Annotated in this window: 13 protein-coding genes; 1 reads left to right on the top strand and 12 read right to left on the bottom strand. The window is 39.5% G+C overall.

Annotation, left to right across the window (positions count from 1 at the left end):
• Positions 1–3: 3 nt before the first annotated feature.
• The 12 genes from comA to WKI23_RS01135 form a co-directional block, all read right to left on the bottom strand.
• Positions 4–2,157, bottom strand: a complete 2,154-nt coding sequence (gene comA / locus WKI23_RS01190; RefSeq protein ID WP_368078666.1) for a peptide cleavage/export ABC transporter ComA — start codon at positions 2,155–2,157, stop codon at positions 4–6.
• Between the two features lie 309 nt (positions 2,158–2,466).
• Positions 2,467–2,655, bottom strand: coding sequence for a hypothetical protein (locus WKI23_RS01185; protein ID WP_368078665.1), 189 nt, complete (start codon positions 2,653–2,655; stop codon positions 2,467–2,469).
• A gap of 914 nt (positions 2,656–3,569) precedes the next feature.
• Positions 3,570–3,749, bottom strand: coding sequence for a Blp family class II bacteriocin (locus WKI23_RS01180; protein ID WP_176139940.1), 180 nt, complete (start codon positions 3,747–3,749; stop codon positions 3,570–3,572).
• 208 nt (positions 3,750–3,957) lie between these two features.
• Positions 3,958–4,146 (bottom strand): class IIb bacteriocin, lactobin A/cerein 7B family, encoded by a 189-nt coding sequence (locus WKI23_RS01175; RefSeq protein ID WP_000180826.1) that lies wholly within the window; start codon positions 4,144–4,146, stop codon positions 3,958–3,960.
• A 939-nt stretch (positions 4,147–5,085) separates the two neighbouring features.
• Complete coding sequence (locus WKI23_RS01170; protein WP_001221867.1) at positions 5,086–5,817, bottom strand: response regulator transcription factor; 732 nt, start codon at positions 5,815–5,817, stop codon at positions 5,086–5,088.
• On the bottom strand, positions 5,814–6,629 hold the full coding sequence (locus WKI23_RS01165; RefSeq protein WP_368078664.1) for a GHKL domain-containing protein: 816 nt from the start codon (positions 6,627–6,629) through the stop codon (positions 5,814–5,816). The genes WKI23_RS01170 and WKI23_RS01165 overlap by 4 nt, the downstream gene beginning before the upstream one ends.
• A gap of 564 nt (positions 6,630–7,193) precedes the next feature.
• Positions 7,194–7,340 carry a smi_0057.1 family bacteriocin-like peptide gene (locus WKI23_RS01160; RefSeq protein ID WP_172931682.1) on the bottom strand — a complete coding sequence of 49 codons (147 nt, stop codon included), beginning with the start codon at positions 7,338–7,340 and terminating at the stop codon, positions 7,194–7,196.
• 152 nt (positions 7,341–7,492) lie between these two features.
• Positions 7,493–8,662, bottom strand: coding sequence for an N-acetylmuramoyl-L-alanine amidase family protein (locus tag WKI23_RS01155; RefSeq protein WP_368078663.1), 1,170 nt, complete (start codon positions 8,660–8,662; stop codon positions 7,493–7,495).
• A gap of 491 nt (positions 8,663–9,153) precedes the next feature.
• Positions 9,154–9,387: an acyl carrier protein gene (locus WKI23_RS01150; RefSeq protein ID WP_000136445.1), complete on the bottom strand. Its 234-nt coding sequence runs from the start codon at positions 9,385–9,387 to the stop codon at positions 9,154–9,156.
• Positions 9,388–9,392: 5 nt separating this feature from the next.
• Entirely contained in the window at positions 9,393–10,385 is a 993-nt protein-coding gene (plsX, locus tag WKI23_RS01145) for a phosphate acyltransferase PlsX (RefSeq protein WP_368078662.1), read from the bottom strand.
• Positions 10,382–11,152 (bottom strand): DNA repair protein RecO, encoded by a 771-nt coding sequence (gene recO / locus WKI23_RS01140; RefSeq protein ID WP_368078661.1) that lies wholly within the window; start codon positions 11,150–11,152, stop codon positions 10,382–10,384. The genes plsX and recO overlap by 4 nt, the downstream gene beginning before the upstream one ends.
• On the bottom strand, positions 11,149–12,318 hold the full coding sequence (locus WKI23_RS01135; protein ID WP_368078660.1) for a pyridoxal phosphate-dependent aminotransferase: 1,170 nt from the start codon (positions 12,316–12,318) through the stop codon (positions 11,149–11,151). The genes recO and WKI23_RS01135 overlap by 4 nt, the downstream gene beginning before the upstream one ends.
• A gap of 339 nt (positions 12,319–12,657) precedes the next feature.
• Here WKI23_RS01135 and WKI23_RS01130 point away from each other — a divergent pair.
• Positions 12,658–13,234, top strand: a 577-nt coding sequence (locus WKI23_RS01130; RefSeq protein WP_368078659.1) for a YeiH family protein, incomplete at its 3' end; no start/stop codon positions are given.

Genomic DNA, 13,234 nt, shown 5'->3' with positions numbered 1-13,234 from the left:
TTTCTAGCTATTCACCAAATGGGCGTAGAAGCCACCCTGTGCAAGCAAATCAGCATGCTTTCCTTCTTCAACAATCTTGCCCTGATCCAAGACAACAACCTTCTCTGTCCGCTCAGCAATGGTCAAGCGGTGGGCGATGAAAATCAAGGTCTTGTCTAAAGCCATGAGATTATCGACAATTCGCTTCTCTGTCAAAATATCCAAACTGCTGGTCGCCTCATCCAAAATCAAGACAGGTGCATCTGTCAAGAGAGCACGCGCCAGAGCGATTCTCTGACGTTGCCCACCTGAAATTCCTGCCCCATCCGAAGTCAATTCTGTCTGGTAATTCAGGGGCATCCGCTCGATATCCTCCCGAATCTCTGCCAACTCAACCGCCCGCAAGATATCTTCCTGTGTCGTCCCCTCCTTGGCTCCCAAAAGAAGATTGTCCAAAATCGTTCCGTTAAAGACATAGGGCTGTTGAGGCAGATAGTTGATGTACTGGCGCAGGGTCTTTTTATCAATCTGATTGAGATTGACACCACCCAGACTAATCTCCCCTTGGCTTGGGTCGTAAAAATTAACCATCATCTTGGCCAAAGTCGTCTTACCTGATCCTGAAATCCCCACAAAAGCCACCTTAGAGCCTTGGGGAATAGTCAAATTGATATCTGACAAAACGTCTCGACCATAGCCATACTTGTAGGAAACCTGCTTGAAGGACATCTCTCCCTTCATCAAGCTCAAATCCTCAACTGTTTTCTTCTCCTCAAACTCAGAAGCTACCAGATAAACTTCATTCAGACGGTTATTGGCAACCTGCGCTGTCTGAAGCTTGGTTTGCAGGTTGATGATATTTTCCAAAGGATTGGTAAAGTAAACCAGCAAGGTATTATAGGTAATCAACTGCCCCAAACTCATCTTGCCATCCATAACCAGAACAGCCCCCATCCAGAGAATGCCGACATTGAGCAAGAGATGGGCAACCTTTTTCAGAGCCTTTTGCTGACTCTCTGCCCGACTATAGGTAAAAGATTTTTTCAGATAATCCACAAATTCCTTATCAATCTTTTGGTAACGCTGACTTTCACTGGTCAAGGACTTGATAGTCTCAATACCATTGATGTCCTCAATGATAGAAGAAGACAGAACCGCATTGGCTTCCATGGTATCCCGATTCATCTTTTCAAACGGCTTCATAAAGGCAAAGATAATCACTGTATAGATAGGAAGTGCCAATAAGGTCATGAAAAAGAGATTGGTATTTTGTGAAAATAAAACAAGAGAAATAATAACAACCGTTGACACATCTAGGAAAATCGAAAGAATGGTCGAAGCTAGCGCATCGATGATACTGTTAGCATCTGTAAAACGAGACACGATTTCCCCTGTCCGACGTGTCGCAAAAAAGGACATAGGCAGGTGAAAAACATGCTTGATATAGGACAAAATCACGTCAATCGACAAGCGCTGCCCCAAAACAAGCAAGAGATACTCCTGAGCGTAAGACAAGACCTGCTGGAGGATATAGACGATGACTAACCCAATAGAAATAATTCCCAGCGTCGAACGCATCTGATCTGGCACATAGGTATCAATGATAGACTGCAGATAGTAAGAACCCACAATGTTAATCAAGGTGACCAAGAGTGTTGCCAAAACGATATTAGCAATCAAGCCACGCTGCCTCACTAATATAGGGATAAAAGATAGCAGACCATTCTTTTGATCCTTATGAGGCTTGTAGTCTGGACTAGGTGCCATAAACAGAGTCACTCCTGTCCATTCTTCCGTAAAACGCTCACGTGGCAGTTTGGTCAATTTCACCCCAGGATCTGGATCGGCAATATGAATGCTGTCCTTGTCCTGCCCAGTCACCACATAGTAGTGGAGCAATTTCCCTTCCTTAAGCACATGGGCAACAAAAGGAAAAGTCAAATCAGGCAAGTCAAAGAGCGTCATATCCGCCTTGATCGCTCGCGTCTCAAAGCCAATCTCCTCTGCTACCTTGACCAAGCCCAAAGCTGTCGTCCCATCCATGGTTGTCTTGGCCAATTCTCGTAAGTGAGCCAAAGAATAATAGCTACCATAGTAGCCAAAGACCATAGCTAATGAAGCTACACCGCAGTCCATCTGATCCACCTGCGGACGATAGTGACGTTTCCCAAATTTCATATTCATCTCCTTTTTTCTAAACTCATACTCAATCAAAATCAAAGAGCAAACTAGGAAGCTAGTCGCAGGTTGCTCAAAGCACGGCTTTGAGGTTGTAGATAGAACTGACGAAGTCAGATCTACGGCAAGGCGACGTTGACGTGGTTTGAATTTGATTTTCGAAGAGTATAAACTCATCTGATAATACCTATCTTACCCCAATTCCCAAACAAAAACTGGACTTCTTCCCCAAATGTGCCTATCTACCTCCCAAATGCACTTTGTGAATTAAAAAATAGGCAGAACAAACGTCCTACCTAAAATATATATTTATTTCTTTTTCTTCCTAATTCTTTTGTCAATCATATACAAAACGATAATCGAAAACAGCGGTGGTACAATATAACTCTTTTCACTCATTGTCAGCTGAAATCCCAGAGTTGCTAGTATCTTAAAGATGAAAATATTCATCAAAAATAGAAAAATAAATACTAAAAAACATCTTAAAACCTTCTTCATTTCTTTTCTTCAACTTTCCTAATTTCTATAACTATTTTATCAAAAAAACACGAATAACAATACAAATAAACTCCAAACGATGCAAATAGACACTTCAACTGAACTTTTTGGCAAAAAATAGGCAGAACAAACGTCCTGCCTAAAATATGATATGAAAGGAAAGTGATGTTTTACTGACACCCTAGGCAAGCTTGGGACAAATAAATCATTGATAGCAACATTTACGACATCCTATTTAAAGTTACTTCAATTTCCAATGTCCCCGTTATTTATAAGCCACCTCTGGTATGATCTATTCACAGTCAGAATAGATAACACCGTTCTAAATTACGATTCATAGTTACTCCTTTTTTGATTCGTTACTATAAGACTTCTATTTCCCCATAGATTATCTACCGCTTCAAATCTATCTATTCTTTTTTTCTTTACTTCTGTATAAAAGAATGAAGACCATCATAAATAATGCAACCGTGGGTATATTAAGATTATCAAACCAAGTAGGTAAAGATACTTTATTCATATCAGCTACTAATCTGATGATGATATAAGACATTGAACTAAGTAATACCATAATTTCAGGCAAAACTTTCAATATTGATTTAACGAATTTTTTTAAAAACATAGAAATGCCTCTCTAACTACAATCAGATTATGGTCTATTCGCATAATACCCTAAAGCTGCTCCACCAGCAGGAAGTAAATCCTTCTATAACAATCAATAAACCTACTTCAACTTATTCACTTTGCTCTACGATTTCAAATTGATTCAAATTTTGCATATTATACCCCTCTTTAAATAATACTAGCTAAGCCAATAGTGAGTCCCACTAATAAACCTATCATCCCTGAAGCTGATATAATAATAGCCGCAAATTCATTTGAAAAATTCATTGATTTCTTCACAGTGTTTTATCTTATCTGAAGTAACCCCATGCAGCTAGCCCTACAGCGGATAAACCACCGACAACATACCCTGCAATCTTGATTCCTACTGGAACTGCTACTACCGCTGCAGGAAGTACTCCTCCATCAACTGTTGCTAGTTCTTTTTCTGTCATTGCTGTAAACTGATGATCATTTACTAAAATATTCATTTTAAGTTCTCCTTGTTCTTATTCACTTGTGATTTAAATATTTCTTTTTTATTAAGATAGTATGTCAATGCTACTAACAAAATACAGCTCTCCAACGATACCTTTTCTAAATTAAGTAGAGAATAAATTAATAATATGCTGTAAGCTGTTAAAGCAGACCCTACATATATTTTTTTTAATATTCTATTCATAAAACTTACCCAAAGTTTTATTTTAGATTTTTTCCAACTTGATAAAGACCTGCTCCTAGTATAATAGCCCCTCCTGTTACAGAAAAACCTTTAAACGCAGCTACTCCAAACGCAACTACTAGTGGTGCAATCCCCCCATCCACATTCATCAACTCTTCTTCTGTAAGAGCTACAAAGTTCTGTTCCATTTTGTCAAAATTTGTCATCTTTTTTCTCCTTTATTTCTATTTTTTAGTTTACGATTTCTGGATCTTAAACCATTTTAAAAACCAGAATAGATAAATTACTGAATTCCTTTTCTTCTCACTTATCTATTTGAGAAGTGATTTAAAATGAACAGGTAAATTTCATTTATTTTAAATACCATTTGATAAACCATGGCAATAAGATTGGTAAATACATCGCGTAGTCTCCTTCCTTTTCGTCTCACTTATATATTCGAAAAACAATTCGAAAATACACAACTAAATTGAATTTTATTTCAAAAATAATTTAATGTACCATGAATAGAAAATTGGTAGATACATAAACCAGGCTCCTTTCTTTTCCCTCTTACTTATCTATTCGAAAAAAATTTCGAAAATGTACAACTAATTAAATTTATTTAAAAAATAATTTAATGAACCACGGATACAAGATTGGTAGATACATAAACCAGACTCCTTTCTTTTTCTTCTTACTTATCTATTCGAAAAAAATTTCGAAAATGTACAACGAAATTAAATTTATTTGAAAAATAACTTAGTGAACCATGGGTAGAACATTGATATAAACATAAACCAAACTCCTTCCTTTTTCCTCTTACTTATCTATTCGAAAAAAATTTCGAAAATGAACAACTAAATCAAATTTTATTTCAAAAATAATTTAATATACCATGAATAGAAAATTGGTAGATACATAAACCAGACTCCTTTCTTTTTCCTCTTACTTATTTATTCGAAAAAAATTTCAAAAATGTACAACTAATTAAATTTATTTGAAAAATAATTTAGTAAACCACGGATAGAAAATTGGTAGATACATGAACTAGGCTCCTTTCCTTTTCCTCTTACTTATCTATTCGAAAAAAAAGTCAAAAAAATAAGAATATCAGAAAATTTTCCGATATTCTTATTGATAAACTCATTCAAATCTAACAGATATTAGACATTGAGATGTTTTTTAAGGGTTCTTCTGGCTGTTCGTGATACGGGGAAATGCAAGCCTTCTAACAAGGTCACTTCTGTGGCAGTCATCTCTTCAATGGCCTGTAAACTGACTAACGTATTGCGATTGGCATAGACAAAGTAATCTTTTTCAGCCTTGGCAGCGATATCCTTGAGACTGCCATAAATGGTCTTGATAGAATGATTGGCATAATAGACCTTGATACGATGGGATTCCACTGAGGTTTCAAAGGCTAAAATCTCATGGTAGGGCAGAGTAAAACCCCGTCTTCCCTCAAAACTATAGGTGAAGAGACGCATATTTTCTCTCTTGTCCACTGCCAGTACATAGTCCAGACAGCGCTCCATCTGATGACAGTAGTCCGCCTCTGGCTGATCCTTGGAAATAAAATCCAAGGCAGACAAGTGGTAGCGAAAAGCTAGAGGCAAGGCCTCCGAGTGTGTGGACACAAAGACAATACTTGTAAAGGGATCCCGCTCCCGAACCTGTTGGGCAACCTGAAAGCCCCGTTCACGCTCTCCATCAATCTCTAAATCTAATAAATAGAGCTGGTAATGGTCAAAATACTGAGAATACTTTTCAACATCCCCATAGTTTTTGGCAATATCAATTTCCAATCTTAAATTGCGAGAGCGACCGATATCTAGTAAAGTCTGCTCTATCCGTCCTTGCTGGACTCTATCGTCTTCCAAAACTAAAATTCTCATTCCTCTCCCCCTCGTTTCTCATCCTTAAACGGCAATTCTAAATCTTGTCTAAAAGTCGTCTCTCCTAGCTGGGTATCTAAGTTTAAATCATAATGAAAAACCATATCCTCCAAGGTCGCTAAGCCCAGTCCACTGTGGTTACCCTTGGTCGAATAACCCTTTTGACTGAGAATGCTGGGATTCAGTTCTTCTTTCTTACGAGTGTTTTCAATGATAAAACGGACACTCCTATCACCTGCCAACAAAGCAACCCAAATCTGCGGATTTTCCGCCTCACTGGCTGCCTCCAAGGCATTTGTCGTGAGGATAGAGAGGATACGGATAGCCTCCAACATCGGCAATGCCAGCTCTTCGACAACCCCCACCGTCTCCAAACTAAAATGAATTCCCTGATTATCTGCCACAATCATAGCTTTTGCCAAAGTATTACGAATGGCTATATCATGGATATTATGAAGATTAAAGGCCGTGTAATCTGCCTTCCTCAGCTTTTCATTTGTCTTTAAAAAGACATCTTGATAAATGGTAGACACCTCAGCCATGTCTTGATTGGCTATGGCAGGCTCCATGCTGGCGACAATCCCTGCAAAATCATGACGGAAACCTCGAACCTCATCATAGAGATGACCCAACTTGTCCACCATCCCTTGCAAGGAACGATTCTCATCTTCCTGTCTCTGAATAGTCTGCTCATCACGATAAACCTGCTCTAAGTGTCTGATATAAAAGAGCCAGGAGAAAAAGAGAATGAAAATCAGGAGAGAAATGGTCGTGTCAAAGCGAACGTAAAAAGAACTATTTCTATTGGTCATGAACGAAGAGAATATCCTAAATCCAGTCAGAGGTAGGATAATGAAAAAGCTCTTACGATAGTGGGTTTTAAAAGTATCTGAAAAGAATAAATCCAAATCCAAAGACCAACGCTTCATAATTTTACAACATAGAAAGATTGATAATAAATCAAATATAGATATATATAAAGTAGAAAACGAATCTACGAAACAACAATGCTCACCAGATAATACACGAATCCAAATTGTCAAAAATAAATAACGAATACTTTGAAAGAAGAGAAAAAGATACAGAGAAAGAAAAAGAGATTCCCCTTTTCCCTTGTGCAATACTAATAAAAAAATACAGTAAAAGTAGATAAGAACTCCTATATGAAATAATTCTCCAAACGTTTGACGAGCAGATAAACTAATTAAAAATATAAGTATCCAATAACGTTTTTTATAAAATTCTGGGGAAATTTGAGCGCCCAAATAAATAGTAGGCACTATGGTTGAAACGACTACCAACAGTAGATATATCACAGAAAATAAGAATTCTAAAATAAGCATAAATAAATCTAATCTCTAACTAATACTGTGAATTTAAGCAAAGTGTCTACCCGTACCAAATAATTTATTGCACCATTTTACGGTATCTTCAAAAATCCCTCCACCATTCACTTCTTCCAAAACCTCTGGAGTTAACTCTTCAAATTGTTCCAATTCTACAAATGTATTTTTCATTTCCATGACAGACTCCTTTTCATTATTTTATAGATAACTCTATCCCCTGCTCCATCTACAAAAGGCTTTAGTTTCCTTTTAAAATACAAGAAATCTAAAGCCTCCTGAAAATGGTATATTGGTTAGAGCGTTAACGATTAGTTGTGAAGATGTTATTTTTATTTAACCACAACCACTTTATAATATTCGTTTGAGTGTGGAGATTCAATCTTAATTTTTTCACCATATAAACCATCGATTTCTTTATCAAGATAATCTGAAACTCCTGATGGCAAACGTTTCATCTTAAGAATTTCGCCTGATTGATCCGCATAGGCTAGGAAGTGATAGTGGGTTGTAGCCATACCATCATCGATCAATACAAAATAACCTGTTTTAAGCTTACCTTGTTCATTTTCTAAATAGTATAGTTTATTGTTATTGATTGTAAAGCTGGTAGCTCCAAGACGAAGTCGTGCACCTGGATTTTCTAAATAGACATCATTGCCAACTTTTTTAATCTCTGAATAGGTGGTCATTGCTGGGATATTAACCACACGATGTCCATTTTCATCAAAGTAGTAGCGATTTGGTAAGTTTTGGAAGTTCTGTACAACTGCCTTAGGATCAATTTCTTGTCCTTCTTCTTTATTATCCACTAAAGCTAAGGTTGTATTTGCAACCTCATCCCCATATTTGTTAGAAAACTGCTTGAACTCTGGTCTGATATACCAAGCATTTTTTTCAATAATAACATCGTCACCTTTAGCATTTAGCAAATATTCTTGCCCATCTCCAAGTTTGACAATATCATGAATACTGTATCCAGCATCTTTTCTATTTGCTAGATAGCCATCCTTACCAATGACATAACTTTCCCCATCACTGGCTGGAACAGCTCTATCTGCGACCATAGCACCTGATTTTTCAAAGTAAGACCATTTACCATTTGGAGTCGCCCATCCTGTTGCCATAGCGCCACTGTCTTTGAGATAGTACCAAGTAGATCCTTCTTTGTACCAGCCAGTACGCATAGCGCCACTACTTGCGAGCGAATACCATGTGTTACCTTCCTTGTACCAGCCAGTGCGCATAGCACCACTATCTGCTAGAGAATACCAAGTATTGCCGTCTTTGAGCCAGCCTGTCTGCATTTTACCAGAACCGTCAAAGTGGTACCAAGAACCAGCATTTTGCACCCATTTATTTTTAGCTAGGCTACCATCTTGCGAAAGATTCCAGTCAGCACCATTTTTAACCCAAGTATCTGCAGCCTGTGCTTGGTTGATAGACAAAAGTAAGCCAGCACCTGCAAGCAAACCAAGTGTAAGTAGTTTAGATTTTTTCATAGCCATTTCCTCCTTTATTGAATAGCTATAAGAGGACTTCCCTCTTTATTTAGCTATATTCTAATACTTTTCATAGTCAAAGTCAATAATATTGTGAAAGATTAGACAATATTACCAATATCTACGAATTGTATTTTGAGTAATACCGTATTGCTATAACTCTATAAAAATCCTTTCTTTTTCTCCTTTTTGGGGATTGATTTTTTCTGACTCTATTATATCCCTTATTTGTCCTCAGATTTCTACTGTCCCTGGAAAGACTAAATCTGTTCCTAAACGGTCATTTATACTCAATAAAAATCAAAGAGCAAACTAGGAAGCTAGCCGCAGGTTGCTCAAAGCACGGCTTTGAGGTTGTAGATAGAACTGACGAAGTCAGCTCAAAATACTGTTTTGAGGTGGCAAATAGAACTGACGTGGCTTGAAGAGATTTTCGAAAAGTATTAAGCCAAATAAAAAATTCCAAAGCAAGTGCCTTGGAACTCCGATTTCTATTTTGCTTGAATGATCTTAACCACATCTCCTACACTTTGCAGTTGGTCAATTTCTTCATCACTGATTTCGATATTAAATTCATCTTCCAGTGTCAAGATAAACTCCATCAAGTCAACTGAGTCAGCATCCAAATCGTCTTTCAAACTCAAGGATTCTGTTACGACAAAGTCCTCTCCCTGTCGCTCTTGGATAATGGTCACAATACGGTCAAAAATTTCTTTTTCTGTCATCTCTTTTATTCTCCTGAAAATTCACGCGCAGTCTGGGCAACTACATCTGTTTCTAGCATAGTACGGATCTGGCGGATTGTACTATAAACAGCCTTGGCATCGCTTGAGCCATGAGTCTTAACAACAGGTGCCTTAACGCCAAACAAGACCGCTCCACCAACATCTGAATAGTTAAGCTGTTTTTTCAAACCTCTGAGGCTATCCTTGAGAAGGAGGGCACCTAGTTTCGCTCGAAGACCACCACCTGTAATAGCGGTCTTGAGCAAGCCCATAATTCCCATGGCTGTCCCTTCAATGGATTTGAGCACAGCGTTTCCCGTGAAACCATCTACCACAACCACATCCGCAACACCATTCATCAAATCACGCGCTTCCACGTTTCCGATAAAGTTCAAACTCGTATCAGCCGCTAGTAATTCATAGGTTTCCTTGCGAAGCGGGTCACCCTTACTACTCTCTGTTCCGTTGTTGAGTAGACCAACGCGTGGTTGTGCAATCCCTCGGACATTTTTTGCATAGAAGGAACCTAGAACAGCGTATTGATGGAGGTGCTGGGCTGTATTTTCCGCATTGGCACCGAGATCCAACATGTCAAAACCCTTCCCATCTACAGTCGGCAAGGTCGACATAAGCCCAGGACGATCGATGTTCTTGATACGACCCACGATGAAGAATCCTGCTGCTAGTAAAGCACCTGTATTCCCAGCCGAAAGAACAGCGTCTGCTTCACCCTCTTTGACAGCCTTGGCTGCCAAGACCATACTGGCATTTTTCTTCTTCCGAATAGCTCTCGTAGGTTCATCGTCTGAATCAATCTTCTCATCCGTATGGATAATGCTGACGCGCTCTGCCGCTGTCAGGTATTGCTTGATTTTACGTTCATCTCCGTAGAGTTGAACCTCAATATCTGAAAAGTCAGCAAGGGCTTGATTGACCCCCTCAACGATGGCTTGGGGTGCGTAATCGCCCCCCATGGCATCTACTGCGATTTTTTTCATTTCTTTTCCTCTTTTAGTAATTGTCCCCAGTCTGCTAGGGAATCAATAAATTTCTTTGATTTTAGGTGAATTCCCACATACTCTTCGTATAGTTGATCCATAAATTGTCGTAGCTCTTGCTTGATTTCAGTCTTGAGCGAAATGGTCTCCAAGGTCTCAAAATCAATAGCTTGAAATTGATTGAGCAGATAAGGGATGTTGGGATTGAGATGGCAACGTCTCTCATCTTCATGATAATGGTCTGGGCAAAGGCAGGCTCCATATTTAAAAGAAAAGTCAAAAGCCTGACCAACCCGATGACAAAAGACACACTCATTAAAATTGAGACTGATCCCAAATCGAGTCAAGATTTGAATTTCAAAAATATTGGTTAAAACCTGGTAATCCAAGCCTGCTTCCATCAACTCCAAGGTCTTTTGCAAAAACGCAAACAAGGCAGCATCCTGCTGATTATCCTGCAGACTAGCATCTGCAAGAGCTGCTACGTAGGTCGCATAGGCCATGACAAAGAGATCACTGTTAATCTTAGGAAAGGTCATGACCTCATGATAGTCCTCGATGTAGCTGAGCCCGTCATCATTGATTCGTAAGAGAAATCGTGCCAGCACCAAGGGTTGAATAACAGGAGCTAGTTTGGATTGACCTGCGTGTTTGACGAAAAACATGCGCTTGCCAGCCTGCTCTGTAAAAATCTTGACTAGCTTGTCATCCTCACGAAAATTGCGATTGTAGAGCACCAAGCCTTGACTCGTGATAGACTGAATCATGCTTCTCTCATATACTCCTCAAGTCGTTTCATGGCTTCTTTGATCGTCTCCATACTAGCTGCATAAGATAGGCGAACATAGCCTTCCCCGTAACGTCCAAAGGCAGCACCTGGGATAAAGGCGACGGCCTTCTTCTGAGCAAAATCCTTCAAAAAGGCAAAGGAATCTTGATTGTAGCCCGCTGGAATCTTAGCAAAGATATAGAAAGCCCCGTCTGGTTTGATAATCTCAAAACCAAGAGCAGTCATCTTTTCGATGATATAATCTCGACGCTGGATGTATTCCTTCTTCATAGGCTCCGCATCGTTTTTACCAGCCGTCAAGGCTTCCACCGCAGCATGTTGCGCCATGGTATTTGCGGCAGTGACCAAGTATTGGTGACTCTTAATCAACTGAGCTGTAAAGGCTGCAGGAGCGAAAATCAGTCCCAAACGCCAACCTGTCATGGCATGCGATTTAGACAAACCATTGATAATAATTGCCTGATCTCTCAACATAGTTCCCAGAGACACATGGGCTTCCCCTGTATAGGTCAATTCTGAGTAAACCTCATCACAGACAACGAAAATCTCGTACTTACGTAAAACAGCTGCCAAGGCCTCCAACTGCTCCCGACTATAGGTAATGCCTGTCGGATTAGCTGGATAGTTGAGAATAACCGCCTTGAGCTTGTCCCCCTGCTCCAAAATAGCCTTTTCCAACATCTCAGGAGTCAAGACAAACCCATTTTCAGTTGTATCAATCTCGACAATCTCTGCCCCAACTAGATTGACAATCGGTTCATAACCTGGATAGGCAGGAGCTGGCAAGAGCACCTTGTCTCCCTCTTCCAAAATAGCTGTCAGAGTTGCAGATAAGGCCTCTGTCGCCCCGATAGTAACCAAGATTTCATTTTCAGGAGCATAGTCCAGTTGGTACTTTTCCTTAACAAAATCACTGGCTACCTGACGTAAAGTCAGCAGACCACTCATCCCTGTATAGTAGGATTGGTTCTGGTCAATCGCCCGCTTGGCCGCCTCCTTGACATGATCTGGCGTTGTAAAATCAGGTTCCCCCAAGGTCAAACGCAAGACCCCAGGAATCTCCGAAATAGCCTGGTCAAACTGACGAATCAACGAAACTTGAATCTTATCTAACTGTTTATTAAAGCGCTTAGTTAAGTCCATAGATACCTCCTACTTTCAAAACGTATCTCTATTATACTACAAAAGCCCCCCGACCGCAAAAATACATTAGAGAATAACGCTAGCATAACAAATTGAAGTATTTAAAATGAATTTATTGCAACTCCACTAACGGACTTAGTTTGGATTAGATAAGCACGACAAAAAATACCAGAGGTGGAGCTCTAGTATCTTTGTTTTTGCCAAGACTTCGTTACAGTTCTTGTAAGATTATTATCACATAATTAGCACTACTTGTCAAATAATTGTTAGCTCCACTTTCTATTTTACTTTTCCTGTTTTTAGGTCTACAATGGTAATAGATTCTATTTGGAGGTTTTTATGTCATTTCTATCAAAAAATGGAGCAGGTATCTTGGCTTGCCTTCTCATTTCTATCGTATCTTGGTACTTAGGAGGATTCTTCCCTGTTATTGGCGCGCCCGTTTTTGCCATTTTCATAGGCATGCTCCTACATCCCTTTCTCTCGTCCTATAAACAACTGGATGCTGGGTTGACCTTTAGTTCTAAAAAATTGCTCCAATATGCCGTTGTCTTGCTTGGTTTTGGTCTCAATATCTCGCAGGTCTTCGCAGTTGGCCAATCTTCGCTCCCTGTCATCCTGTCCACTATCTCAATAGCTCTGATTATTGCCTACTTCTTCCAGCGCTTCTTTGCACTGGATACAAAACTGGCTACCTTGGTTGGAGTAGGTTCTTCCATCTGTGGGGGTTCTGCCATTGCTGCGACAGCGCCTGTTATCCATGCTAAGGAAAAGGAAGTAGCCCAAGCTATCTCCGTTATCTTTTTCTTCAATGTCTTGGCTGCGCTCATCTTTCCAACCCTCGGCACCTGGCTTCATTTATCTAATGAAGGCTTCGCCCTCTTTGCAGGGACTGCGGTCAATGATACTTCCTCTG

Origin of the sequence: Streptococcus pseudopneumoniae, assembly GCF_038148955.1 — a bacterium.
GTDB classification, from domain to species: domain Bacteria; phylum Bacillota; class Bacilli; order Lactobacillales; family Streptococcaceae; genus Streptococcus; species Streptococcus pseudopneumoniae_T.
This window is presented reverse-complemented; position numbering and strand designations above follow the sequence as displayed.